General features: G+C 72.1%; 22 protein-coding genes. 11 read left to right on the plus strand and 11 right to left on the minus strand.

Features of this window, described 5'->3' with window-relative positions; translation table 11 throughout:
* Window positions 1–37: 37 nt before the first annotated feature.
* Together topA and RAH40_RS19375 are read right to left on the minus strand one after the other, a co-directional pair.
* Entirely contained in the window at window positions 38–2,476 is a 2,439-nt protein-coding gene (topA, locus tag RAH40_RS19370) for a type I DNA topoisomerase (RefSeq protein ID WP_306599258.1), read from the minus strand.
* Between the two features lie 31 nt (window positions 2,477–2,507).
* A complete protein-coding gene (locus RAH40_RS19375) occupies window positions 2,508–3,347 on the minus strand; it encodes a DNA-processing protein DprA (protein ID WP_306599259.1) in 840 nt (279 codons plus the stop codon).
* Between the two features lie 140 nt (window positions 3,348–3,487).
* Here RAH40_RS19375 and rpmB point away from each other — a divergent pair, with 140 nt between their 5' ends.
* The 3 genes from rpmB to RAH40_RS19390 all read left to right on the plus strand — a co-directional run bounded on the left by rpmB (window position 3,488) and on the right by RAH40_RS19390 (window position 4,857).
* The gene (rpmB, locus tag RAH40_RS19380; RefSeq protein ID WP_306599260.1) at window positions 3,488–3,679 is read left to right on the plus strand and encodes a 50S ribosomal protein L28; all 192 of its coding nucleotides are present in this window, start codon (window positions 3,488–3,490) and stop codon (window positions 3,677–3,679) included.
* Between the two features lie 66 nt (window positions 3,680–3,745).
* The gene (gene tsaB / locus RAH40_RS19385) at window positions 3,746–4,441 is read left to right on the plus strand and encodes a tRNA (adenosine(37)-N6)-threonylcarbamoyltransferase complex dimerization subunit type 1 TsaB (RefSeq protein WP_306599262.1); all 696 of its coding nucleotides are present in this window, start codon (window positions 3,746–3,748) and stop codon (window positions 4,439–4,441) included.
* Window positions 4,438–4,857: a GNAT family N-acetyltransferase gene (locus tag RAH40_RS19390; RefSeq protein ID WP_306599264.1), complete on the plus strand. Its 420-nt coding sequence runs from the start codon at window positions 4,438–4,440 to the stop codon at window positions 4,855–4,857. Before tsaB ends, RAH40_RS19390 begins: the two co-directional genes overlap by 4 nt.
* Before the next feature lie 34 nt (window positions 4,858–4,891).
* Here RAH40_RS19390 and RAH40_RS19395 read toward each other — a convergent pair whose 3' ends face one another.
* Genes RAH40_RS19395 through RAH40_RS19405 form a run of 3 tightly spaced genes read right to left on the minus strand, consistent with a single transcriptional unit; the run spans window position 4,892 to window position 7,657 of the window.
* On the minus strand, window positions 4,892–5,365 hold the full coding sequence (locus tag RAH40_RS19395) for an N-acetyltransferase (RefSeq protein WP_306599266.1): 474 nt from the start codon (window positions 5,363–5,365) through the stop codon (window positions 4,892–4,894).
* Window positions 5,366–5,396: 31 nt separating this feature from the next.
* Window positions 5,397–7,160 carry a chloride channel protein gene (locus RAH40_RS19400; protein ID WP_306599267.1) on the minus strand — a complete coding sequence of 588 codons (1,764 nt, stop codon included), beginning with the start codon at window positions 7,158–7,160 and terminating at the stop codon, window positions 5,397–5,399.
* Window positions 7,157–7,657: a MarR family winged helix-turn-helix transcriptional regulator gene (locus RAH40_RS19405; RefSeq protein WP_306599269.1), complete on the minus strand. Its 501-nt coding sequence runs from the start codon at window positions 7,655–7,657 to the stop codon at window positions 7,157–7,159. The genes RAH40_RS19400 and RAH40_RS19405 overlap by 4 nt, the downstream gene beginning before the upstream one ends.
* 141 nt (window positions 7,658–7,798) lie before the next feature.
* On the opposite strand from RAH40_RS19405, the gene RAH40_RS19410 reads away from it, so the two are divergent.
* Window positions 7,799–9,169: a PQQ-binding-like beta-propeller repeat protein gene (locus RAH40_RS19410; RefSeq protein WP_306599271.1), complete on the plus strand. Its 1,371-nt coding sequence runs from the start codon at window positions 7,799–7,801 to the stop codon at window positions 9,167–9,169.
* 132 nt (window positions 9,170–9,301) lie between these two features.
* Here RAH40_RS19410 and RAH40_RS19415 read toward each other — a convergent pair whose 3' ends face one another.
* Together RAH40_RS19415 and RAH40_RS19420 are read right to left on the minus strand one after the other, a co-directional pair.
* On the minus strand, window positions 9,302–9,772 hold the full coding sequence (locus RAH40_RS19415) for a hypothetical protein (protein WP_306599274.1): 471 nt from the start codon (window positions 9,770–9,772) through the stop codon (window positions 9,302–9,304).
* Window positions 9,773–9,824: 52 nt separating this feature from the next.
* A complete protein-coding gene (locus RAH40_RS19420) occupies window positions 9,825–11,018 on the minus strand; it encodes a DNA methyltransferase (RefSeq protein WP_306599276.1) in 1,194 nt (397 codons plus the stop codon).
* A 44-nt stretch (window positions 11,019–11,062) separates the two neighbouring features.
* Between RAH40_RS19420 and RAH40_RS19425 the strand changes: the two genes are divergently transcribed.
* Window positions 11,063–13,129 (plus strand): PAS domain-containing sensor histidine kinase, encoded by a 2,067-nt coding sequence (locus RAH40_RS19425; protein WP_306599278.1) that lies wholly within the window; start codon window positions 11,063–11,065, stop codon window positions 13,127–13,129.
* On the opposite strand, the gene RAH40_RS19430 is transcribed toward RAH40_RS19425, so the two are convergent.
* The 4 genes from RAH40_RS19430 to RAH40_RS19445 are packed head-to-tail and all read right to left on the minus strand — an operon-like array spanning window position 13,130 to window position 15,975.
* Window positions 13,130–13,363 carry a hypothetical protein gene (locus tag RAH40_RS19430; RefSeq protein WP_306599279.1) on the minus strand — a complete coding sequence of 78 codons (234 nt, stop codon included), beginning with the start codon at window positions 13,361–13,363 and terminating at the stop codon, window positions 13,130–13,132.
* A 26-nt stretch (window positions 13,364–13,389) separates the two neighbouring features.
* Complete coding sequence (locus RAH40_RS19435) at window positions 13,390–15,459, minus strand: cation-translocating P-type ATPase (protein ID WP_306599281.1); 2,070 nt, start codon at window positions 15,457–15,459, stop codon at window positions 13,390–13,392.
* 8 nt (window positions 15,460–15,467) lie between these two features.
* The gene (locus RAH40_RS19440; protein ID WP_306599283.1) at window positions 15,468–15,764 is read right to left on the minus strand and encodes a metal-sensitive transcriptional regulator; all 297 of its coding nucleotides are present in this window, start codon (window positions 15,762–15,764) and stop codon (window positions 15,468–15,470) included.
* Between the two features lie 7 nt (window positions 15,765–15,771).
* Entirely contained in the window at window positions 15,772–15,975 is a 204-nt protein-coding gene (locus RAH40_RS19445) for a heavy-metal-associated domain-containing protein (protein ID WP_306599284.1), read from the minus strand.
* A 99-nt stretch (window positions 15,976–16,074) separates the two neighbouring features.
* On the opposite strand from RAH40_RS19445, the gene RAH40_RS19450 reads away from it, so the two are divergent.
* The 6 genes from RAH40_RS19450 (at window position 16,075) to RAH40_RS19475 (ending at window position 25,180) form a co-directional block, all read left to right on the plus strand.
* Window positions 16,075–17,145 carry an FAD-binding oxidoreductase gene (locus RAH40_RS19450; RefSeq protein WP_306599285.1) on the plus strand — a complete coding sequence of 357 codons (1,071 nt, stop codon included), beginning with the start codon at window positions 16,075–16,077 and terminating at the stop codon, window positions 17,143–17,145.
* Window positions 17,146–17,151: 6 nt separating this feature from the next.
* Window positions 17,152–19,329, plus strand: coding sequence for a hypothetical protein (locus RAH40_RS19455; RefSeq protein WP_306599286.1), 2,178 nt, complete (start codon window positions 17,152–17,154; stop codon window positions 19,327–19,329).
* Window positions 19,330–19,782, plus strand: a complete 453-nt coding sequence (gene tadA / locus RAH40_RS19460) for a tRNA adenosine(34) deaminase TadA (RefSeq protein WP_306599287.1) — start codon at window positions 19,330–19,332, stop codon at window positions 19,780–19,782. It abuts the gene before it with no gap.
* A gap of 100 nt (window positions 19,783–19,882) precedes the next feature.
* A complete protein-coding gene (locus RAH40_RS19465; protein WP_306599288.1) occupies window positions 19,883–21,094 on the plus strand; it encodes an HlyD family secretion protein in 1,212 nt (403 codons plus the stop codon).
* Window positions 21,082–23,241: a peptidase domain-containing ABC transporter gene (locus RAH40_RS19470; protein ID WP_306599289.1), complete on the plus strand. Its 2,160-nt coding sequence runs from the start codon at window positions 21,082–21,084 to the stop codon at window positions 23,239–23,241. The genes RAH40_RS19465 and RAH40_RS19470 overlap by 13 nt, the downstream gene beginning before the upstream one ends.
* Window positions 23,234–25,180, plus strand: a complete 1,947-nt coding sequence (locus RAH40_RS19475) for a peptidase domain-containing ABC transporter (RefSeq protein ID WP_306599290.1) — start codon at window positions 23,234–23,236, stop codon at window positions 25,178–25,180. The genes RAH40_RS19470 and RAH40_RS19475 overlap by 8 nt, the downstream gene beginning before the upstream one ends.
* The last annotated feature ends 13 nt before the right edge of the window (window positions 25,181–25,193 follow it).

Genomic DNA, 25,193 nt, shown 5'->3' on the forward strand with positions numbered 1-25,193 from the left:
CGGCTTCCCTCGAGACGTCCACCAGCTTACCTGATTTCTAGCCGAGGGGCTCCTCATAGGCGCAGGCCGGGCAGAGCATGACGGTGATGGGGTCCTTGCCCCGGGGCTTCCGGGTCTTCTCGGTCATGTAGGGGTTCTTGCACGACGGGCAGGCCCGCGGCACGGGCTTGTCCCAGGCCGTGAAGTCGCACTTGGGATACCGGGTGCACCCGTAGAAGATCTTGCCGAAGCGGGTCTTCCGGGGGCTCAGGTCCCCGCCGCACTTGGGGCAGGGGACGCCCAGGATCTCCTTCTTGACGGTCTTGCAGGTGGGGTAGTCCACGCAGCAGACGAACTCGCCGTAGCGGCCGTGGCGCTTGACGAAGTTCTTGCCGCAGGTGGGGCACTTCTCGTCCAGGGGCTGGTCGGGGGGGACCGGGATCCCCTTGGGGTCGGCCTTGCGGATGCCCTTGCAGGCGGGGTAGTTCGTGCAGGCCCAGAAGGGGCCGAACTGGCCCTTGCGCAGGTTCATGGGGGTCGAGCCGCACAGCGGGCATTCCGGCGCGTCCTCGGGCTCCTCCATCTTCTCCAGCTCCTCGGTGTGGTCGCACTCGGGGTAGCGGGAGCAGCCCAGGAAGAGGCCGTTCTTGCCGATGCGCTTGAGCATCGGCGCCTTGCACTTCTTGCATTCCACCCCGGCGGGGATGCCCGCCTTGAGGTTCAGCATGTCCTTGCCGGCCCGCGCCAGCAGCTTCTCGAAGGGGCCGTAGAAATCCTTCATTGCCTTCAGGAAGGTCAGGTCCCCTTCCTCGACCCGGTCCAGCTGGCCTTCCAGCCCGGAGGTGTAGGTGGGCTCCATGAGCTCCCGGAAGCCCTGCACCAGGAGGTCGGTCACCACGCAGCCCAGTTCCGTGGGCTTGAAGCGGCCCTCGTGCTTCTTGACGTAGTCGCGGTCCTGGATGGTGGCGATGATGCTGGCGTAGGTGGAGGGCCGGCCGATGCCGTCCTCTTCCAGCTCCTTGACCAGGGTGGCTTCCGAGAACCGCGCCGGGGGCTTGGTGAACTGCTGGTCGGTGTCCAGGTGCTCGAGCTTGAGCGGCATGCCCACCTTCAGGACCGGCAGGCCCACGGCCTCCTCCTCGCCTTCCTCGGCGACGGTCGCTTCGTTGATCTCCTCGGCCTTCTGCTCCTCCTGGGCGGCCCGGTAGACCACCAGCCAACCAGGGAAGCGCTCGATCTCGCCCTTGGCCTCGAAGGCCGCGGCCTCCCCGCTGGGGAGCTTCGTCTCGGCTTCCACCACCGTCTCGTCGAAGACCGCCGATTCCATCTGGCTGGCCACGGTGCGGCGCCAGATGAGGGCGTAGAGCCTGAACTGGTCGGGCTCCAGGCGGTTCTTCATGCTTTCGGGGGTGCGGGTGATGTCGGTGGGGCGGATGGCCTCGTGGGCGTCCTGGGCGGCGGCCTTCCCCTTGTAGATCCGGGCCTTGGCCGGCACGTAGTCCTTGCCGTAGCGGTCCGCGACGAGCTCCCGGATGGCCGTGACGGCCTCGGGGGCCAGGCGCGGGGAGTCGGTCCTCATGTAGGTGATCAGGCCCACCGGGCCCTCGCCGAAGTCCACGCCCTCGTAGAGGCGCTGGGCGTTCTGCATGGTGCGGGTGACGCTCATGCGGAGCTTCTGGGCGGCTTCCTGCTGCAGCTTGGCCGTGTTGAAGGGGGCCGCGGGGTTGCGCTTCTTCTCCTTGGTCTCCAGGGACGTCACCTTCCAGGCGGCGGCGACGATCATGTCCCGCAGGGCGTGGGCCTGCTTCTCGTTGGAGATGCGGGTCCTGGTCTCCTTGTTGCCCATCTGGACGGGTGAACCCGACAGGCGGGTCAGCTTCATCCAGAAGGCGGGCGGAGTCTTGGCGGCGAAACGGCCCTTGAGGACCCAGTACTCGACCGGGTTGAAGGCCTCGATCTCCCGCTCGCGGTCCACGATGAGACGCACCGCCACGCTCTGCACGCGGCCGGCGCTGAGGCCCCGGCGCACCTTGTCCCAGAGCACCTGGGAGACCTTGTAGCCCACGAGCCGGTCCAGCACGCGCCGGGCCCGCTGGGCGTCGACAAGCTTCTTATTGATGACGGTGGGGGCCGCCATGGCCTTCTGGATTCCCGAAGGCGTGATCTCGTTGAAGAGCACCCGGTGCACCGGCATGCCCTTGGGGGGCTTGATGGATTCCAGGAGGTGCCAGGAGATGGCCTCCCCCTCGCGGTCAGGGTCGGTCGCGAGGTACAGTTCGGTGGCGCCCTTGGCGGCGGCCTTGAGTTCGGCCACCACCTTGGCCTTGCTGGCGGGGATCTCGTATTCCTCCTGGAAGCCGTTCTCGATATCGACCCCCAGCTTCTTGGGCAGGTCCCGGATATGGCCGACGCTGGCCTTCACCGTGTACCCCTTTCCGAGGTATTTGGTGATGGTTTTCGCTTTGGAAGGGCTTTCCACGATCACGAGCTTGGTCAAGGCAATCTCCAAGTTGCCGATTTGGAACCCTTCATGGGTGATTTGTCAAGCCCTGCGACAAAAATGATAAATCTTCTATTAGATCCGCGGAGCCCAGGCAGGCCCGGGCGGCCCCTTCCCGGATGAGCCGGTTGGGCCCCTCGTGGAGGGGATCCTCGGGGCTCCCCGGGCAGGCCCACAGCTCCTTTCCGTGGTCCAGGGCCAGCTTGGCGGTGACCAGGGATCCGGAGGCGTACCGGGCTTCCATCACAACCACCCCCAGGGTCCAGGCGGCCAAGAGAACGTTCCGCCGGGGGAAGTGCCACTTCAGCGGCCGGGCCTGGGGGGGGAAGGGCGTGACGATGCCGCCCCCGGTGGCGGCGATGCGGTCCATGAGCCTCTGGTGTTCCGGCGGATAGGGATGGTCCAGCCCGGAGCCCATGATCCCCCAGGTGGGCCCCGCCTCCAGGGCCCCCTGGTGGGCGGCGCCGTCGATGCCCCGGGCCAGGCCGGAGATCACGGCCACCCCCGCCGTGGTCAGCTCCCGGGCCCAGCGGCGGGTGCGTTCCCGCCCGGCCCAGCTGCCCTGGCGGCTGCCCACCAGGGCCACGGCCGGCCCGGGCGGCGGCAGGGTGCCCCGCACCCACAGGGCCAGCGGATAGGGCAGGGGGGCCTCGAGCCGGTCCGCCTCCGGGTCCCCCGGCAGCACCAGGCGCGCCTCCCGGGCGGCCGCCTCCGCACGCAGCACGGGGATGGACGCCGCCAGGGCCCCGGCCTCGTCCCGTTCCTCCGGGCGTTCCTCTCCGGCCTGCGCCCGCGCCCAGGCCGCGGCCTTGCGGCTCTCCGGCCAGGGCAGGAGGGTGAAGGCGAGGGCCCAGGCGGCTGCGTCCACGGCGTCCTCCCGAAGGTGGTCCCACGTTGGGTGCGGAGCCGCGGGCGCGCAAGGTCCGGATATTTGAGCTTGCCTTCGGGGTCCCTTTTGCTAGACTGGATGTTCTCTGGTCTTGGCCGTTCTGTGTTCACGAGGTTCCCATGTCCCGTCAGTGCGAAATTTGCGGTAAGAAGCCCCAGTTCGGGAACAATGTTTCCCATGCCCACAACATCACGAAGCGGCGCTGGAACCCCAACATCCAGAACGTTCGCGCCCTGGTGGCCGGCGCCCCCAAGCGGCTGCGCGTGTGCACCTCCTGCATCCAGGCCGGCCGCGTCATCAAGAACGTCTAGCTTTCCGCCATCCTGCGAATCGGCCCCCCGTGACGGGGGTCTTTTCGTTTCCAGGGGAGTCCGGCCTTGATCCTGGGAATCGACACCACCACCGAACGCCTCCACCTCGCCCTCGTGCGGGGGGACCGGACCTGGACCCGGGGCCTGGACGTGGGCATCGGCCGCAGCCACAGCGGCACGCTGCTGCCCACCCTGCAGGAGCTTCTCGGGGAGGCCGGGGCGGCCCCTGCGGACCTCTCCGGGGTCGTGGCCTGCGTGGGCCCGGGCGGCTTCACGTCGCTGCGCATCGGCGTGGCCACCGCCGAGGGCCTGGCCCTCACGGGGCTGCCCACCTGGGGCTTTTCCGCCTTCGAGCTGCGGGGCCGCGCCCTGCGGGAAGGCGGCGTCCGGGGCGCCGCGTGGATCCTCCTGGACGGCCAGCGCCAGGAGGCCTTCGCCCAGCTCTGGGACACCGACGCCGTGACCCCCGCCCAGAAGGTGCCCCTCGCCGGCCTCGCCGGGCTCGTCCAGGGCGCACCCTGGTGGACCCCTTCCGGCTTCCTGGAACGGGTCCGGGCCCACCTTCCCCACCCCCCCCTGGCCCTCCAGGACGAGGAGGCCGCCACCCTTGCGGGCCTCTCCGCCCTGTGCCGCGACCTTCCCCGGACCCCCGCGGAGTCGCCCCTGGTGCCCTTCTACCTGCGCGAGACCGACGCGGAGGTGAACTTCCCCCAGGCCTCCGCCCACCTCTCCGAGGCCCTGCGCCGGGGCCACGCCCGGTGATCACCCACCTGGGCCCCGGTTCCCAGGCGCCCGACTGGATCGAGGACCTGGACCGGCTCGCCTTCGGGGAGCCCTGGGGCCCCCTGGACGACACCGAGCACCTGTGGTCCGCCCCGCGGCTGGCCTTCGCGCGGTGGCGGGTCGTGGAGGCCGCCCAGGAGGCCGAACTCCTGCGCATCGCGGTGGACCCCGCCCGGCGCCGCGGAGGCGAGGGCGGGGCCCTCCTGCGCCACTGCGAGGCCGAGTTGGCGAGGATGGGGATCATCACCCTGCACCTGGAAGTCCGCGTGTCCAATGCCGCGGCCCGAGCCCTCTACGAGCGGGAGGGCTGGGTGGCGCGGGGGTCGCGGAAGGCCTACTACCGGGACGGTGAAGACGCGGCGCTGTACATGAGGGAGCTGCCGGGTCCGGGGTGACATCCACCCCGGCGGGATTTTCCGGAGGGTCCGGTCACAGCTCCGCGGCCGGGACCAGCGCTTTGGTGTACCTGACCAGATGGCAAGGCAGAATGAGCTTGCCCGGCTCCCGGAACGGCAGCACATCGTTGGCATGGAACCCCAGTCCTTCGTAGAACGCGAAAAGCTCCTTCCGCTCGCTCACCACCGTGAGATCCATGAACTTCCCCTCCTCGGCCCGGCAGGCCTCTTCGGCGGCGTCCACCAGCCTGCGCCCCAGGCCACGCCCCTGGCAGTCCGGGGCCACGGACAGCAGGCCCAGATACCAGCGGGATCCCTCCCTCCGCAGGAAGACGGATCCCTTCAAGCCGGAACCGCCAGGCTCCACCAGGAACATTCCCGCCTCCAGGAGGTCCGCCACCTCCTCCGGGCTTGTGCGCTCGCCCCGGATGCAGAAGGCCTCCACGGCGTAGGCGAGGTTGGTGATCCGCACGATCTCGGGGATGTCGGAGGCGACGGCTTTTCGCATGGGACGAGTATGCCCGGCCCCCGGCGGAAGGTCATCCGTCGCCGAGCCTCAGGGCGTGGGCGTCCAGGAGGTCGCTGCGGGTGAGGATGCCCGCGAGGCGGCCGTCGGAGCCCACCACCGGCAGGCGCCCCACCCCCTCCCGCACCATGTGGTCCGCGGCCTCCCGGAGGGAGCTCCCCTCCAGCGCCACGGCCACGGGACGCGTGATCAGTCCGCCCAGGGCCAGGCCGGGGTCCAGGGCCGGGTCCAGGAGGTCGCGCCCCATGACCAGGCCCACGGGACGGCCCTCGGCGTCCAGGAGCGGGAAGCCCTGGTGGGAGGCGCCGGGGCCGCCCTGCCCGAGCCACCGCCGGGCCGCGCCCACCGTCTCGTCGGCGCCGAAGGCCGCCACCTCCCGGGTGGCGTGGTCCCTCACCAGCAGCTGGTCCAGGTGGTCCGCGTGGTAGTCGGCGGGGACCCTGACGCCCCGCCGCGCCAGCTTCCCCGTCATGATGCCGTGGCGCATCACCAGGGCCGAGATCAGGTAGGCCGCCGCGCACCCGCCCAGGAGCGGCATCAGGCCCATGGGCTGCTGCGTGATCTCGAAGGCGAACACGGCCGACGTGAGCAGGCACCGCGCCGCTCCCGCGAAGATGGCCGCCATGCCCACCAGCGCGCACATGCGGGGGTCCACGCCGGCCCCGGGCAGGACCGCCGCCGCCAGGACCCCCAGCAGGGCCCCCAGGGCCCCGCCGATGGTGAACAGGGGCGCCAGGGTGCCGCCCGAGGTCCCGCTGCCCAGGGCCACGGCCCAGGAGACGAACTTCGCCAGGCACAGCAGCAGGAGCGCCTTCGTGGCCAGCGTCCCCCCCAGGATCGCCTCGATGTTGTCGTAGCCCACCCCCAGCGTCCGGGGCGCCAGCACGCCGACGATCCCCACCGCCAGGCCCCCCAGGGCCGGCCACCACATCCAGTGCACCGGCAGCCTCTCGAAGCCGTCCTCGATCCAGTGCAGCGCCCGGGTCGCCCCCACCGAGGCCAGCCCAGCCAGGGCGCCCACGGCGATGTAGACGCAGAGCTGCAGCCCGCTGGGCGGGGCCAGGGGGGCCATGGGGAAGATGGGCCGGATGCCGTGGAGGGCGAAGCGCACCCCCGTGGCCGCCACCGCCGCCAGCGCCACCGGGATCACCGACCGGGGCCGAAGCTCGAACAGCAGCAGCTCCACCGCCAGCAGCACCGCCGCCACCGGGGCCCCGAAGGTCGCCGCCATGCCCGCCGCCGCCCCCGCGGCCAGCAGGGTCTTGCGCTCCAGGGCCGTCATGGGGAGGCGCTGGCCCACCAGGGACCCCAGCGCCCCGCCCGTGGCGATGATGGGCCCCTCCGCCCCGAAGGGGCCCCCCGTCCCGATGGCGATGGCCGCCGACAGCGGCTTCAAGAAGGTCAGGCGCGCCGGGATGCGGCTGCCGTTCACCAGGACCTGCTCCATGGCCTCGGGGATGCCGTGGCCCCGGATGGCCTTGGAGCCGTAGCGCGCCAGGAGTCCCACGAGGAGCCCCCCGGCCACGGGCACCGGCAGGAGGGCCCAGCCCAGGCGGTTCCCCGCCGGCGAGACGAAGTCCATGGAGACCCGGTGGTAGAAGGCCAGGTTCGTCACCAGTCCGATGAGCCGCACCAGCCCCTCGGCGAGGATGCCCGCGGCCAGCCCCAGGACCGCCGCGGCCGCGCTCATCAGGGCCACCCGCGCGTCGATGACGGCCGTGACCCGGGGAACCCGCGCGTCCTCCATGCCGGGCGCGACGGGAATCCCGTCGGTCACCGGCGCCCTCCGGAGGCCCCGTCCTGGAAGAACATGGGCGCCGGATGGCCGTCCTCCGCCGGCGGCGCCACCTTCTCCAGGAGGTCCGCCAGGGCCCGCAGGTCCACGGCCTCCAGCCGCCCCATGCGCTCCAGGAGGCCCTGCTGCACCGGGCTCGGGGTGGCCAGGGCGGCCTTGGCGCCGGCAGCCGTGAGCTCCACCTCCCTGCGCCGGCGGTCCCCGGTGCCCGGGGCCTTGCCCACCAGCCCCTTCTGGTGCAGCTTGCGCACCACCACCGACACCGAACTGGGATCGGTGGCCGTGGCCTGGGCCAGGGCGCCGATGCCCAGGGATCCCTGGTCCTTGAGAACGTGCAGCACGAAGACCTGGGCCGGGCTCAGCCCGCTCGTCCTGCCCTTCGGGTCGTGGGCCATGCGCAGTTCCCGGAAGATCCAACGCAGGGAATCGAAGACCCGGCGGGCGTCCGGCTGGAGGGGAGGAATTGCTGGGGATCCCATGGATTCAACGATAGGCCGTTACGGGCACCCCCGCAAGCCTCCCCACCGGGCACACCGCCCAGGATGGAACACATATGTTTGGACTTAACTGATCCTGGTTTGATAAGATCACCCAAACCCCCACATTACGAAGGATTCCCCATGGCTCTCCCCCTGCCTGCGCTTCTCGCGGCCTCCCTTCTCCTCGCTCCGGGTGCGGACACCCGTCCCCCCGCCCCAGCGCCCGGCGCGGAAACCTCCTGGAAGCTGGTCATGGGAAGCGTGCGCCTCCCGGACGCGCCCCGTTCCGCGGCGGCGCCCCTGGCCTCCCGCTGGTCCCTGGAGGGCCTGGACTGGAACCCGTCCTTCCTCCTCGGCGCCTCGGCCCTGTACCTTCGGGACGGCGACGACATCATCCGCATGGACCTGGACACCGCCCGGAAGGCCTGGTCCGTGACCCAAAAGGGCGCCTTCCTGCGCGAAGTCCCCGGGGCCCTGTTCCTGGTCACCCAGGACTTCCGGATCCTGTGCCTGGACCCGGCCACCGGCGCGCAGCGCTGGGAGGCGCAGCTGGGCAAGGAAGGCGGCGCCGAATTCCACAAGGGCAACCTGTCGATCCTCCAGAGCGCCTTCAAGGGCCCCGTCCTCGCCGGGGACCGCGTCCTGGTGGGCACCTTCGGCGGCTCCCTGTTCAAGGGCACCACCGGATCCCTGTACGCCCTGGACCTGGCCACGGGCAAGACGCTGTGGACGGTCGCGGCCGAGGACGGGGTGGAAAACCTGCCGGTGGTGGCCGGGGACAAGGTCTACTTCGGGGGCAAGGCGGCCTGCTACAAGGTGGACCTGGCCACCGGCGAACAGCTCTGGAAGGCCTCCACCCGCAACGACAACCAGTGGAGCTTCAAGGTCGTGGACGGCTCGGTGCTGGTGTCGTCCGGCCACTACGGCAGCAAGGGCTCCAGCTTCGGCGGCACCCTCTACGCCCTTGACGCGGGGAACGGCGCCGTGCGCTGGAAGTTCGACATCGGCGGCCCCAGCGTCGTGCGGGAGGAGAACGGGCTGCTGGTGGCCCTGGAGTGGGGCATGATGGGCGGGAGCCGGCTGTCCTGCGTCAAGCTTGCCACGGGCGAGAAGGCCTGGGAGCTCAAGGAGAAGAGCTCGGCCAACCCCGTGCTCCTGGCGGGCAGGGCCGTGCACATCAACAAGGACAACCAGGTCTTCGTGGTGGACGCCGCCACGGGCAAGGTCGCCGGCAGCTTCAAGGCCGCGGGCGACTTCGGCATGGGCTTCTTCAAGGGCCCCTGGGGCCGCTTCATGGACCCCGGCGTCCTCGAGGGCCAGGCCGTGGTGGGCTCCTGGGACAAGGCCAGGGGCGAGACCGTCCTGCAGGCCCTGGACCTGGACAAGGGCGCTCCCGCCGGCGAGCTGCGCTTCAAGGGCGAGCTGGAGACCCTGCAGCTCAACCCCACCCACTGCCTGGTGCTGGTGAAGGGCGCCGACGCGAAGTACAGCCTCAAGGTCATGTCCCGGTAGGATGGCTCCGGAACGGGCAGGCCGGGTTCGCCGCCCGGCCTGCCGGAAAAGCGCAAAGCGGTAGCTGTTGGTGCCGCAGGTATTGTTCGAGACGCCCCAGATATCGATCTCCGGCCCTGCGCAAGGGCGGCCCTATTTGAGATCCTCGGGATTGATGGCCATGCGCGAGGCCCTGTGGGGCAGCCGTGTGCTCAGCTTGGCCAGGAAACCCGCGGGATGGCACGTGCCGCAGGTGGCTTCCATGTTCCGGCGCGCCACCCGGGATTCCGGGTTGCTCCGGGGGACGATGTCATGGGCCTTGCCGTGGCAGGTGGAACAGGTGGGGGCGTGGGTCTTGTCCTTCATCCTGGCCGCACTGTGGACGCTCATGGCGACCTCCTGGCCCTGGTGGCCGTGGCAGCGCTCGCACCGGACCGGAGGGAGCTTCTCGTCATGGGGGAGGGCCTTGATGGCGATATGGCACTGGACACAGCTCACACCTCCGTGGGAGCGCGAATGGAACCGCGCCAGGTCGATCTGTTCGTGACACTGGACGCACGCTTCCGGCTTGGGAGGGGCCCCGGTGAGGGACAGCACGAAAAAACAAGCAAGCAACCGGCGCATCGGCCCCCCCTTGAATTAACCAACCAAGCTAGCACAAGGGCCGTTCGGGGCCTCAGCTTTTCCGGAACAGCGCGATGCGGTTGCTGTTGGTGCCGTGGGTATTGTTCGAGACGCCCCAGATGTTGGCGGTCTTGGTGAAGGCCTGCTGGTTGATGAGCACGCCCTCCACCCGGAACCCCGCGGCCACGCCCAGGGGCAGCACCACCTCCTCCAGGCGCACGGTGCCCTTGCGCACCTCCCCCACTTCGAAGGCCACGTGGCCCCCGGGCGCGGTGACCCGGTGCAGCTCCCGGAAGACCTCGCCCATGGCCCGGGCCCACGCCTCGACCGTGCGGGCCATGGTGATGCCCCGTCCCACCTCCGCTGCGTCCAGCCCGCAGAACCAGCACCGGAGCCAGTTGTCGGCCTGGTACTGCACCACGTCCAGGAAGGGCGGCGACGTGACGGTGAGCCGCACCGAGCCGGGCTCCAGCCCCGGCGCCGCCGCGGGGCCCGTGAGGAGGCGGGGATCGCTGGCCCGCAGGCGCCGTTGCTCCTCCACGGTGAGGCCGGCCACCAGCTGCCGGGTCTTGCGCAGCACCAGGGCCCGGGTGTCCCGGTAGGTGGGCACCTGCCCGCGCTTGCGGTTGATCTCCACCTGCTGGGCGGCGCCCACGGCCTGGTTGGGGGGGAGCGTGTACACCGAGAAGAACCCCGGGCTGTGCCCCGTGAGGCGGTTGGTGGCCACCATGCGGATCCAGCCGTCCAGGGCGTCGAAGGTGCCCTTCGCCTCCCGCTCCAGGAACCAGGCCCGGAGGCTGCGCACCTCCCGCTCGGTGTCGGGGTGGAAGAACATCCCGAGGTCCGGCGGCTCCTGGCAGTCCAGCGGGATCTCCGCCAGCCGGGCCTCCACGTCCCCGGGCTCCGGCGGGGCCAGGCGCGGCTCCAGGAGGATCCGGGAGAGGGGATTGATGTCGTTGGCGGCCACCCGCCGCCCCAGGAGCGCGGCCTCCAGGGCCGTGGTGCCGCGCCCGCTGAAGGGGTCGTAGACCCGGTCCCCCGGCTCCGTGAGCCCTTCGATGAAGAGCCGGGGCAGCTGGGGCTTGTAGCAGGCCCGGTAGGACACCTCGTGGAGGGCGTGGGCCTGGCGCTGGCGGGAGGTCCAGAACTCGCGGGTGAGCACCGGGCAGGTGGATCCCAGGCAGTCCACCACGCTCCGTGCCCCGTCCGGGAACCTGTCCAGGAAATTCCGCCCCGTCTCCGCCATGCTCCTTCGCCCCCTGATGCCAGCATCCAGGTTAGCCTGTTTGCATGGTGAAGAAGCCCAAGCGCCACCCCGAACTGACCCGCCTCTACGTCGCGTCGGGGCTCTCGGTGCTCATCTGGGTCATCTTTATGGCCTACCGCCTCCTGTCCAAGCAGGTGGAGATGGGCCTGGACGCCCCCAGCCGCTGGTCCCTGCTGGCCGTGGGCATGGCCAACGTCCTGGCCATCGGGACCCTCCTGTTCATCGTCATCCGCAGCATCGCCAAGCTGTACTTCGAGCGCCGCAGCGGCATCCTGGGGGCCCGCATCCGCACGCGGCTGGTGCTGGCCTTCCTCGCCGTGGGCATCGCCCCCAGCCTCATGCTCTTCGCCATCGGCCGCACCTTCATCCGCAAGAACGTGGACCGCTGGTTCATGCCCGACACCATGGAGGTCATCCAGGACGGCCACCACGTGAACGAGGCCTACCGCGAGCAGGTGCGCCTGCGGCTGCGCACCGCCACGGCCCGCATCGCGCCCGAGGCCCTGCGCGACCCCGCGCGCGAGCGCGAGGGCACCGGCTTCGACCTCCTGGCCCGGGTCCCCGCCCAGGGGGTGGCGACGGTGGCCCTGGCCCACGGCCTCGTCCCGCCCGCGCTCTCCGACCTGCGCGAGGGCATCCAGGCGGTGCCCGTGCCCGAGGGCGAATGGCAGGTGGGCACCGGCCCCCGGAGCCCCTCCGGCGACCGGGTGGTGGCCGGCGTCTTCCTCTCCCGCGCGGCGTTGGAGGGCATGATCCGCCTGGACAAGCGCTACCGGGAGTCCTTCCAGATGCACGCGGGCCGGGAGGTGCTGGAGACCCTGCCCCAGCGGACGCTGCTCTTCCTCACCATGCTCACGCTCTTCGTGGCGGTGTGGACGGGGCTGGCCATCGCCCGCACCATCTCCGAGCCCGTGCGCGCCCTGGCCAAGGCCGCCCAGCGCATCGGCACGGGCGACCTGGACGTGTCCCTGCCCGAGCAGGGCGAGGACGAGCTGGCCTTCCTGAGCCAGAGCTTCAACGCCATGACCCGCGACCTGCGCCAGTCCCGCACCGCCATCGAGGCCCAGGCCGAGCGCATCGAGGGCCAGCGCGCCTACCTGGGCCAGCTCATGGAGGCCCTGCCCGTGGGCATCCTCAGCTGGCAGAGGGACCTGGAGCTGCGCACCTTCAACTCCGTGGCCCGGCGCTGGCTGGGGGTGGAGAACTGGGATCTCCTGGAGCGGGGCTGGGCCGAACTGGCCCGCCAGCCCAGCCTGGGCCGCCTGCCGGAGCTCCTGGCCACGGTCCAGGCCTCCCGCCGGCCCCACGTGGAGGAGATCCGCATCGGCGGGGAAGGGGACGGCCACCCCGTGCGCGCCATCGTCATCCCGCTCACCGGAGGCGGCGTCCTGGCCGTGCTGGAGGACCTCTCCGCCCTGGCCCAGGCCGAAAAGCGCGCCGCGTGGCAGGAGGTGGCCCGGCGCATGGCCCACGAGGTGAAGAACCCCCTCACCCCCATCAAGCTCACCACCCAGCGCCTGCAGCGCCGCAGCCGCGAGGGCCGCCTGGACCCCCAGACCGTGGCCGAGGGCGCCGAGACCATCCTGGCCGAGGTGGCCAGCCTCACGCGCCTCGTGGACAGCTTCAGCCAGTTCGCCAAGCTCCCCGCGCCCCACCCGGCGCCGCTGGACGCCCCCGACCTGGTGCGCCAGGCCATCCGCCTCTACGAGCCCACCTACCCCGGCATCACCTTCGACCTGGACCTCCCCGGCCCCCTGGAGGTACTGTGGGACGGCGACATGGTCAAGCGCGCCCTCATCAACATGGTGGACAACGCCATCGGCGCCCTGGAGGGCCGGGGCCGCATCCGCGTGGCCCTCGCGCACCAGGGCCCCGTGCTCCGCCTGGACGTGGCCGACGACGGCCCCGGCGTCCCCGAGGCCGACCGCCCCAACCTGTTCCAGCCCTACTTCTCCACCAAGCAGAAGGGCACCGGCCTGGGCCTGGCCATCGTTCGCCGCATCGCCGAGGACCACCACGGCGAGGCGCGCTACGAGCCCCTCGAGCAGGGCAGCCTCTTCAGCCTCCTGCTCCCGGTGAGGGCGGTATAGCTATTTCGCGTTCTTGGGCGTGCCGTCCTTGTTGAGGTACTTGTCGGGATCCTTCTCGAGCTTGCCCTTACACCCGCCGCAGCAGATGAAATACTCCTGTCCCCTCACCACGACCTTCGGGCTCTTCTTGGGATCGACCTTGTCGCCCATGACCGGGCACTTGGTGTTGGTGGCGGGCTTGGCGGCGGGGGCGGGGGCCACCACGGCGGCGACGGCGAAAAGGATGGGCAGCATTCGGTACTCCTTCCAATCGATTCTAGTCAGGGCCTGCGCAGGCGCAAGGCGTTGAGGACCACTGTGAGCGAACTCAGGCCCATGGCGGCGCCGGCCAGCATGGGGCCGCCGAAGCGGTCCAGCAGGTTGAAGGCGGCCAGGGGGACCAGGACGAGGTTGTAGCCGAAGGCCCAGGCCAGGTTCTGGCGGATGACGGTGCGGGTGCGCAGGCTGAGGCGGCGGGCCTGGAGGAGGGGGACGAGGCCTTCGCGCAGGAGGTTCAGGGGCGCGGCGGCCTGGGCCGCCTCGAGGCCGGGGAGGCTGATGCCGGCGTCGGCCTGGGCCAGGGCGGGGCCGTCGTTCACGCCGTCGCCCACGAAGGCGACGACGGCGCCCTTGGCCTGGAGGTCCTGGATGGCCTGGGCCTTGTCGCCAGGGCGGCAGCCGCCGCGGGCGTCGGGGATGCCCAGCGCGTTGCCCAGGGCCTGGGCGGGTTCGGGACGGTCGCCGCTGAGGAGGTGGAGGGTCAGGCCCTGGCGGGACAGCTCGGCGACGGTGGCATGGGCGTCGTCCCGCAGGGCGTCGGCCAGCACCAGGACGCCCAGGAGGCGGTCCCCCTCGGCCAGGCCCACGGTGACCCCGGTGGGGTCGGCGTCGAAGGGGTGGCCCACGAAGGCGGGGTTGCCCAGGCGCAGGGCGCGGCCTTCCACGGCGCCCTCCACCCCCTGGCCGGGGTGGGAGCGGAAGCCGCGCACCTCGGCCAGGTCGAGGCCGGCGGCGGCTTCCAGGATGCCGCGGGCCACGGGGTGCTCGGAGTTCCGCTCCAGGGACGCGGCGAGGCGCAGGGTGTCCGGGTCGCCCTCCGCGCGCTGGAGGACGGGCCTGCCCTGGGTGAGGGTGCCGGTCTTGTCGAAGGCGAGGTCGGTGGCGCGGGCCAGGGCCTCCATGGCCGAGGCGTCGCGCACCAGGAGGCCGTTGCGGGCCGCGGTGCCCAGCGCCGCGGCCGAGGCCACGGGCGTGGCCAGGCCCAGGGCGCAGGGGCAGGCGATGACCAGGAGGGTCACGGCGGGGCGCCAGGCCAGGGCCAGGGCGCCGGTGTGCCACCACCACCCGGCCAGGGTCAGGGCGGAGAGGATGAGCACCGCCGGCACGAAGACCGCGGACACCCGGTCCGCCAGTTCCTGGGCCGGGGCGCGGGAGCCCTGGGCCTGGGCCACCTGGCGGGCCAGGCGCGCCAGCCACGTATCGCGGCCCGTGGAGGAGGCCTCGATCTCCAGGGCGCCGCCGTGGACCATGGCGCCGGCGATGACGGCGTCCCCGGGGCCCTTGGTGACGGGCAGGGGCTCGCCGGTGAGGAGCGCCTCCTCCACTTCGGCCACGCCTTCGAGGACGGTGCCGTCCACGGGGCTTGCCGAGCCCGGGCGCACCCGCAGGCGGTCCCCGGGCTGCACGAGGCGGCTGGGGACCTCCTCCTCCGAGCCGTCCTCCCGCAGGCGGAAGGCCACGGCCGGCGCCAGCTTCACCAGCGCCTCCAGGCTGCCGGTGGCGCGGTGGCGGGCCTTGACCTCCAGGAACTTGCCCGTGAGGAGGAAGGCGGAAAGGGCCGCGGCGCTCTCGAAGGGCGGGTGGGGCGCGCCCTGCAGGCTCTCCCACACCGCGAAGACCCAGGTCACCGAGGCACCCAGGGCGATGAGGGTGTCCATGCTCGTCTCGAGCCGCAGGGCCTGGCGGAAGGCGCGGCGGAAGAAGCCGCTGCCCGCGCCGAAGGCGGAAACGCCCGCCAGGAGCGCCTGGACGGGCCAGGGCAGGTGGAAGAGGTGGAACATGCCGGCCATGAGGGGCAGGGTGCCGGCCCAGGCCACCGCGACCCGCGCAAGGGCCTCGCGGGAGGGGTCGGCCTCGACGGCCTCCTCCGCGGCCATGCGGTAGCCCCTCGCCTCCAGGGCCTTGGCGATCTCCGGGTCCCCGGCCGGGGCGCCGGGGAACACCATGCGCACTTCCTCCGTGGCGAGGTTCACCTGCACCTGGGCGACGTCCCCCACGGCGGACAGCGCCTTCTCCACCCTGCGCACGCAGCTCGCGCAGGTCATGCCCTCGACCTTGAACAGCCTTTCCACGTCGGCTCCTAGCGGTATTTGAGAAGTTCCATGAGCTCGTCCACGATGCGGTCCTCGTCGCCGCGCTCGTGGGCCGTGACCACGTGATGCTTGAGGTGGCTCTGGAGGACCAGGTTGCCCACCTTGGCGAGGGCCCCGTCCACCGCCTTGACCTGCTTGAGGATGTCCACGCAGTAGACCGTCTCGTCCTCCAGCATGCGGAGGATGCCCTCCACGTGCCCCTTCACCGACAGGAGGCGCCTGCGGGCGTCCTCCCGCACCGGCGTGTCCAGTCGCAGCCCGTGGCCGCAGCAGGGATCCGCCATGGCCGGCTCACTGGGCCAGGGTGGCGGAGAAACCTTCCTCCTCCACCGCGGCGATGAGGGCCGCGGCGTCCGCGGAACCGTCCACCTTGGCCTGGCCGGACGCCAGATCGACTTCGACCGTCCCCTGCACGCCCGGCACGGCGGCGAGCGCCTGCTTCACGCCCATGACGCAATGGCCACAGGTCATCCCTTCGATCTTCAACTGGATCATGACTTCTCCCTTATACCCACCCCCCCTGGGGTGGGGTAAGGCAAGCATAGGGTGGGGACCGGTCCCCGTCAAGATGGCACACTGGACCCTGGAGTGGCCATGGTCCTGGACAATGCGGAGATCCTCATCATCGGCGGCGGCGTCGCCGGCCTTTCCACGGCCTGCCACCTGGCCCGGGCGGGGCGGAAGGGGGTCGTGGTGGTGGAGCGGGAGGACCTTCCCGGGTTCTACGCCAGCGGGCACAACGCGGGCATCGCGCGCCAGCTCACGGGGCGGGCCGAGCACACCGCCCTGGCCATCCAGGGCCGGGACCGGCTGGCGGCGGCGGGGCTGCTGACCCCCACCGGCGGCTTCCTGCTGGGCGCCGACCCGGGGGGCGCCGAGGCCCTGGCCCGGGAGGCGGAGGCCTTCGGGCTTCCGGCGCGGCGGGGCGCGGGAGCGCCCTTCCCGGGGCTGCGGGCCCACGAGCACCTCCACATCCCCTCCGACGGGCTCATCGACACCGCGGCGCTACTCCGGCATTGCGCCGACGGGGCCCGGGCCGGCGGCGCCGAGGTGCGGTTCGGGTGCCAGGTGCAGGGCATCCGCGCCGAGGACGGCGGGTTTCGCGTGACCACGGACCGGGGGGAGCTGCGCGCCCGCACCCTGGTGAACGCCGCGGGGGGCTGGGCCGGGGCGATCGGGCGCATGGCGGGCGGCCTCGCCATCGACTTCGCGCCCCTGCGCCGCCACCTGGTGTGGAGCCCGGCCCCGGTGGCCCCGGACCGGCCCTACACGTGGTGGGCGGACCGGCCCCTCTACCTGCGCCCGGAGTCCGGGGGCGTGCTCCTGTGCGCCTGCGAGGAGCAGCCCGTGGCGCTTCCGCCCCGGGGGCTCCAGCCGCCCAACGACGACTCCGTGCTGGAGGGTCTCGCCGGCTCCCTCCGGGACCTGGCCCCCGCCTTCGAGGAGGCGCCCGTCGCGCGCCTCTGGTGCGGCATCCGCACCTTCGCCCCCGACCGCCGCTTCGTCCTGGGGCCCGACCCCGTGAACCCGCGCCTCTACTGGGTGGCGGGCCTGGGCGGCCACGGCATGACCTCGGGCCTGGCCGTGGGCGCCGCCGCCGCCCGGGGGATCCTGGACCAGGAACCCGCCGGCTCCCTGGATCCCGGAAGGCTATTCCCGCACTAACTCCTCGTGGTCCGGAAATTCCTCGTCTTCATCTTTTCATGTTCGATCGCCCTGGCGGGACCGTGGGAGGACTTCGTCCAGGCCCACCGGAAGGCGGAGGCGGCCCGCAACCGCTGGACCCTCTGCGTCCGGCCCAACCTCGTCGCCCCGGCGGAGCTCCTGGCCGACCTGGACTACCAGAAACTGGCCGCGGGGGGCGACTGGGGGATCGAGGTGCTGGGAACCGCCCCGGCCCAGGACCTGCAGGCGTCCCTGGGGGCCCAGTGGGCCCTCCTGGCGCCCTCCGGGGACGTGGCCGGGACGGGCCGGGAGCGCCCCGGGGGGGCCGCGCTCCTGGACGCCGTCCACGCGTCGGGCGCCCTGGCCCGCTGGGAGGCGCGGGACGCCTTCCTGAAGGAGAACCCCGGCCAGGGAGAGGCCCGCAACGAGGCGCTGGCCTTCGAGATGCGCCTGCTGAGGGCCCGGCTCGCCAGCCTGGACAGCCAGGGCAAGGTGCGGGTGCCGGCGTGGCATCCCGAGCCCGGCGCGGCGCCCGAGGGGGACCGGGTCTCCCTGGCCGGGGCGGACGGCGACGCCCGGGCCGGAGAGCTCTACCAGGGCGTGGGCGAGGCCCTGGAGAACCTCTCCAGGGTGGACGGATGGCTCCGCGGCGGCCATGGGCTCGCGTCGCGCCTGGCCCTGTTCGACCTCGGCCAGTCCACGGCCCTTCGCGGGATGTTCCGGGGGCTGGCTTCGGAGGCCGGGGAACGGGCCATGGCCGACCCGGAGGACCCGGGGCTGGCCCAGCTCTGGATGGAGACCCTGGACGGGGCGCGGAACCTGCCGGAGACGCTCTCGGGCAGCGTCCTGGCGGTTCCCGGCGAGGTCTGGCCCTCGCCGCACATCCTCAACAGCCTCCTGGAGCCCTACCGCCGCCGCCGGGACTTCGACGGCGAGCTGCGGCTCCTGGCCGACCTGGCGCCCCAGGGGCCTCCCGAGCCCCTGACCCCGAAGGGCTGGGAGGACCACTGCGAGCTGCAGGCCGGCCTCCTGGCCCACAAGGCCTCGGCCCTGGCGGCCACCGGAGCCTGGGACCAGGCCCGGGCCGCCCTGGACGCCGCCGGGGAGTGGGGCGGCGCCCGGGCCGTCCAGATGAACATCATCCGGCGCGGCGGCCTGGAGTCCACCGCGGACGCCGCGGCCTGGCGCCGCCTCCTGGTGCAGGCCACGGTGCGCCCCCTCCGGCGGCCCCCCATGCCCCGGGTGGCGCCGTCCCTGCGCGTCACGCTCCTGGGCCGCCCCTCCTGGCTCCTGGCCTGGACCGCCCTGCGGGACGCCCCCGACCTCGCCCCGTGGTCCCCGGGGGAGCTCCGGTGGGAGATCGCCTCCCCCGGGGAGCACCGGAGGCTGCGGGCGCGGTACGGCTGGACCTCCGCGGCGCGGTGGGCCCTCTTCCAGGGGGAGGAGCTCCGCGCCACCGGCGAGACGTGCCCCGAGCCCAGGGGCCTGGCCGCGGTCCTGGCGGGGCAGGGCACGCCCCTCCTGGAGCGGCTGGGGCGGGTGATCGCCCAGGACCCGCGCCACACGGCGGCCCGAAGGGCCCGGTTCCAGGCCCTCCTGGCGCGCATGCCGGACCGCCGCCTGGAGCCCCTCATGGTCGAGGACGCCGCCCGGGCCCAGCTCGTGCTGCCCTTCCAGCCGAAGGAGGGCTGGAAGCCCGGCGAGGCTCTGTGGGGCGGGGCGGCCGAAGCGGTGCTGCCGGACCTGGAGGCCCTCCTGCGCAGCTGGCCCAGCGACACGGAGCTGTGGCGGACCTGGATCTCCTGGGCGCGTTTCCATCCGGGCCACCCCTCCATCCTGGACCTGGCCCGGAGCCTGCCCTACTGGTTCCCGGGCGGGGACTGGAGGACGGCCCTCCCCTACGACGTCCAGCGCGCCGTGGCCGCGGAGCTGCGCCGCCAGGGTGATTTCTTCCAGATGCGGGATTGGTTCCAGGCCTGCTGGGAGGTGCTGGACCCGCGCCCCCTCAAGGACCTGCGTCCCTGGGAGCGCTCCTGGTTCCTGGAGCGCCGCGTCCAGGAGGAGACGGCGGTCTTCCAGCCCCTGCGCGACGCCCTGCGCGCCCTGGGGCTCCACGAACAGCAGGTTGAACTCGAGAAGGCCTTTGGAGCGATGATGGGGAGGGACGTTTCCAGGAGCCGGTGAATGTTTTCGGGCGATGACATCTATTTCATGAAGCTGGCCATGGAGGAGGCCGAGAAGGCCGACCGCAAGGACGAAGTGCCCATCGGCGCCGTCCTGGTGGTGGACGGCAAGCTCGTGGCCCGCGGCCACAACTGCCCCATCTCGTCCCACGACCCCTCCGCCCACGCCGAGATCACCGCCCTGCGCAGCGCCGGCGACTGGCTGCGCAACTACCGCATGCCCGGAGCGACGCTCTACGTGACCCTGGAGCCCTGCCTCATGTGCTTCGGCGCGCTCACCCTGGCCCGGGTGGAGCGGGTGGTCTTCGGGGCGGCGGACCCCAAGGTGGGCGTCAGCCGCCTGCAGGAGGAGCTGGCCCGGGTGAACCTGAACCACCGGCCGGCCTTCGAGGGGGGGCTTCTGGAGGCGGAGTGCAGGGGGCAGCTGCAGGATTTCTTCCGGCGACGAAGGTGAACCAGGGCCGGTTCCGGCCCGGATCAGGGAACAAACCTCATTCCCCCGTCACTCGAAGGTTGCGCGGGCCTGTCCGTCCAGGATGGCTGGCCGGAGGCCCATGAACGAGAATCCGCCCAGCCTGTTCCGCCAGGAGGCCCTGGACCACCGCCTCGAGGGTGAGGAGGGGCGGGGGCTGGTGAGGGTTTCCCCGCCGTGGACCTGGGCCCTGTTGATGGTGTTCCTCTCGGGCGTCGGGACCGCGCTTCTGGCTTCCCTCTTCGGCCGGGCGGAGGTGAACGGCCGGGCCCGGGGGATCCTCCGGCCCCGCTCCGGCATCCGGGTTGTCATCGCCCAGCTGGATGGCACCGTTGGCCAGGTGGAAGCGCGTTCCGGCCAGCAGGTGGAGCCGGGCGCCGTGCTGGTGCGGATCGAGGCGCCCCCGGTCCAGGCCCGGCTGCTGGAGGCGAGGCGCCAGGTGGAATCGGTGAGGAGCCATTACAAGGTCACGACGGCGCTGCAGGACCGGAGCCACGCCGAACAGCTCCGGAGGCTCGAGGGGCGCATGGCCATGCTGAAGGAGCAGAGCCGGAGCCAGCGCCAGTCCCTCGCCATCATGGAACTGAACCTCCAGCGCAGCCTGAACCTGGAACGGGAAGGCGTCCTGAGCCCCGCCAAGGTGGACGAGGCCCGGGAGGCCCTGGCCCAGTCCCAGCGCCAGCTCAGCCAGTCCGGCCAGGCCCTGGAGATGGCGTCGCAGGAATGGGCCGCGCTGGAGAACGGTCGCCAGGACAGCCTCTGGCAGCGCCGCCAGACCATCCAGGGCGCGGAGGTCCGGGCCGAGGCGCTGGCCTTCCTGGCCGGCCAGACCCTCATCCAGGCGCCCGAAGGCGGAAGGGTGGAGGCGATGCTGGTCAAACCCGGCGAAGCGGTCAGGGCGGGCCAGGCGTTGTGCAAGCTCATTCCCCGGAACGCCTCCCTGGAGGTGGTCGCCTTTCTGGAAGAGAAGGACCGCGCCTTCGTGCGCCCGGGCGATGCCGTCCGGCTGGAACTGGATCAGCTGCCCTACGCCGAATACGGGACCGTCGCGGCCCGGGTCGAGCGCATCAGCGATGATCTGGCCTCGGCCTTCGAGATCCGCGAGGCCCTGGGCGACAACCCGTTTCCCCATGTCCCGGCCTTCCGGGTGGAGCTGGGCCTCACCGACACCCGGGCCGTGCAGAAGGCCGGGATCCCCCTGCGCTCCGGCATGCTGTTGAACGTCCGGTTCACCTTGAGGCGCCAGCGCCTGATCACCCTGGTGCTGGATCCGCTTCGCAAGTGGCTGCGCTGATGGCGTGGAACGGGTGGCGCCGGAGGCGGGTGGACCAGATCGCCCAGATGGAGTCCACCGAATGCGGAGCCGCCGCCCTGGCCATGATCCTGGCCTACCATGGCCACCACGCGCCGCTGGCCGAGGTCCGCCAGGCCTGCGGCATTTCCCGGGACGGGGCCAGCGCGCTGGCGATCGTCAAGGCGGCCCGGACCTATGGGCTGCAGGCGCAGGGCGTGGCCCTGGAACTGGAGCAGCTGCCCGACCTGGCGCTGCCCGCCATCCTCCACTGGGACTTCGACCACTTCGTGGTGGTGGAACGGGTGGACAGGACCGGCGCCACCCTGGTGGATCCGGCTTCCGGGCGGCGGCGGGCGGACCTGCGCGAGCTGGGGCGCAGCTTCACCGGCGCCGCGCTGGCGTTCGCGCCCACGCAGGCCCTGGTCCCGAGGCCCCGGGTCAGGCCCAGCCTGGCCAAGTACCGGGACGTCTTCCGCCGCAACCTGCCCGGTCTGGTCCAGATCCTTCTCGCCACCCTGGCGCTGCAGGTCGTCGGCCTGGCCTTTCCCGTGGCCAATCAGCTGCTGCTGGACCGCGTCGTCGGGCCCAGGCAGGAACCCTGGCTGTGGGGCCTGGGCCTCGGCCTGGGCTCGGCGGCGGTCACCACGGTCGTCCTGGGGCTGGTGCGCAGCTGGGTGGTCCTGAACCTCCAGACGGAATTGAACCTGGCGCTCATGAGCCGGTTTCTCGGCCACCTGCTGAAGCTGCCGCTGGGCTTCTTCCTGCAGCGCGATCCGGGCGATCTGGTCCAGCGGGCCAGGAGCAATGCCGATCTGCAGGACCTGTTGAGCACCCGGGCCGTCAATGCCCTGCTGGACGGGGTCCTGCTGGTGGGGTTCGCGGCGTTGATGATCGCCTACCACCCCAGGCTGGCGGGGCTGGTCATCGCCATCAGCCTGCTGGACGCCGCCGTGATGGGGGTGCTCTGGGACCGCAATCGCCAGCTGCTGGCTTCCGGGCTGGCGGCGGAGGGGCGCGAGGGCGCGGCCATGCTCGAGGCCCTGTCCGGCCTGGAGGCCACCAAGGCCGGCGGGGCGGAAGGGCGCATGGTGAACCGCTGGGCCCACCGAATGACCGAACGCGTCAACCAGGGGCTGGAAGCCCAGCGCCTGGCCCGGATTTCGGGCCTGTTCCTGGGCCTGTTCCAGGGCGTCGCCGGCCTGCTGGTGTTCGCGGTGGGGGGCCAGGAGGTCCTGGCCCAGCGCATGACCCTCGGCACCTTCGTGGCCTTCCTGACGCTCCAGGGCCTGTTCCTGGGGCCCATGGGCTCCCTCCTGGGCGCCGTCCTCCGGCTCCAGTCCCTGGGCACCCACCTGAGGCGCCTGGACGACGTGCTTGAAACGCCCGCTGAACCCGCCGGGACCGGGGATCCAGGCCGGCTCAAGGGCGCCGTCGAGCTCCGGGAGGTGACCTGCCGCTACGCGCCGGGGGGCAGGCCGGCCCTGGACGGCGTCAGCGTCCGCATCGCGCCCGGGGAGAAGGTGGCCCTGGTCGGGCCGACCGGGGCCGGCAAATCGACCCTGGCGCGGCTTTGCCTCGGGCTCCACCTCCCGGACCAGGGCACCGTCCGCTTCGACGGCCGCGACCTCCGGCACCTGGACCTGACCGCGGTGCGCAGGCAGGTGGGGATGGTGATGCAGGAAACCTTCCTGTTCGACGACACGGTCCGCGCCAACCTCACCCTCCACGACGACGGGCTGTCCCGGGACCGGCTCCAGTGGTCGGCGCGGATGGCCTGCGTGGACGACGTCATCGGCAACCTGCCCCGGGGGTTCGACAGCCGCGTGGGCGAGAACGGCAGCCTGCTCTCGGGAGGCCAGCGCCAGCGCCTGAGCCTCGCCAGGGCCCTGGCCCGCGACCCCGCCATCCTGGTCCTGGACGAGGCCACCAGCTCCCTGGACCTGGCCACCGAGGCCCGGGTCCATGCCAACCTCGCGCGGCTCGGCTGCACCCGGATCATCATCGCCCACCGCATGGCCACGGTGCGGGACGCCGACCGGATCCTGGTGCTCCAGGACGGGCGGGTCGTCCAGGAAGGCACGTTCCGGGACCTCCAGGGACGTCCCGGGCTGTTCCGGGAGCTGCTCGCGGCGTCGGACCATGCCTGAATCCCCGCCGTTGTCCGGCTTCCCGGCGATCGAGGCGCTCTGGCGCCTCCTGGGCAGGCTTGGCCACGAAGGCGGCTTCCAGGCCTTCCAGGATGGCCCCTGGACCGGGCCCGAACCCGAACAGATGGCCGGGGCCCTGGAAGCGCACGGCATCCAGGGCCGGGCGGCCCGGATCCAGGGCCGGGAGCTCCGCTACCTGGCCAGCCCCACCCTGGCCGAACTCCAGGATGGCACCTGGCTGCTCCTGCTCCGTTTCCGGAAGGGGCGGTTCCAGGTGGAAACGCCGGGGGGCATCCTCTCCCTGCGCCCGGAGGCCCTGTCGGAGCGGGTCTCAGGCCAGGTCCTCGATCTCTCGCCCGGACTTCCCCCGGGCGCGACCCCCTGGGCCCGGCTGAAACCGCTGTTCCTGGGCAACCCGGCCTGCCTGGCGCAGATCGGCGCGGCGGTCCTGATGCTGGAGGGCATGGCCCTGATCACCCCGGCCATCACGGCGCTCGTCATGGACCGGGCCCTGCCGGATGGGGCGAGCTCGCTCCTGGGCCTGGTCGTGGCCGGGATGCTCCTGGCCACGGTCCACCAGGTCTGGATCGGCTGGATCCAGGAGCGGGTGCTTCTCCATTTGTCCACCCGGGTCAGCGTCGCAGCGGAACGGGGCTTCCTGGAGCATGTCCTGCGGTGCCCGTTCCCCTTTCTCCAGTCCCGGACCCTGGGCGAACTCATGCAGGCCTTCGGAGGCTTCGCGGCGGCCCGGGACCTGCTGCCCGCCAAGACGGTGGGGGCATTCCTCGGCGGGGCCCTGAGCCTCCTTCACCTGGCGGTGATGTTCGCCATGCTGCCGGGCCCCGCGCTGGTGGTCCTCCTGGCGACCGCGCTCCTGGCCCTGATGACGTTCGCGGTGGGCCGGATCAGCGCGCGTTTGCAGGCCAGGCAGGTGGAAGCGGCCGCCCGGGAGCACAGCCTCCTGATCGAGCTGGTGGCCGGCATCGGCACCCTCAAGGCGGCCGGAGCGGAGGGCCAGGCCCTGGGCCGCTGGCGGGGCCGCTGTCGGGCCGTGCTGAGCCTGGAGCTGGCCCGGGGCCGGATCAACCTCGCGTCCGACCTGGTCATGGGCCTGGTCAGCCAAGGCCTGGCCATCGGGCTGTTCCTCCACGGAGGGCGGTGCCTGCTGGACGGCGCCCTGACCGCGGGCAAGCTGTTCGCCTTCCTCCAGCTCGGCACCGGGTTCACCGCTTCCTTCATGGCGGTGGCGCACACCGCCTTGACCTTGATGGTCCTGAAGCCGCAGCTGGCCAGGGCCCAGGAAATCCTCTCCCAGGAACCCGAAGCGCCGCCTCGGGATGGAAAGCCCTCCCCCGCGCCGATTCCGGTGGTGCTGGAAGACGTCTGGTTCCGCTACGGCCCCTCGGACCCGTGGGTGCTCCAGGGGTACGCCCTGCGGGTGGAGCCCGGCCAGAAGGTGACGCTGGGGGGGCCTTCCGGGTTCGGGAAGACCACGGTGCTCCGCCTGCTGGCGGGCCTCCATGTGCCCGAAAAGGGCAGGGTCCTGGTGGCCGGGCGGGACCCCAGGACGGTCCGCCGCGACCTGCTGTACCTGCCCCAGTTCGTGCGGATCTTCGGGGGCTCGATCCAGGACAACCTGCGGATCTTCTCCAACGGGGCGCCCATGGAAAGACTCCTGGAAACCGCCGGCATGACGGGACTCCAGGCCCTGGTGGACACGCTGCCCATGGGCTACCGGACCCTGCTCCCGCCCGGCGGGAGGAACCTGTCCGGCGGCCAGCGCCAGCTGATCGCCCTCACGGGCGCCCTGGCTTCGGGACGCCCGCTGCTGCTGCTGGACGAGGCCCTGGCGAACCTGGACGCCCGGCACGCGGCCTCCCTGCAGGCGATCCTGGCCGCGGGACCGTGGACGTTGGTCGCGGCCAGTCACGGGCCTTAGAGCAATACGGTTC

Source organism: Geothrix sp. 21YS21S-2 (assembly GCF_030846775.1).
In the GTDB taxonomy this organism is placed as follows: Bacteria; Acidobacteriota; Holophagae; order Holophagales; family Holophagaceae; genus Mesoterricola.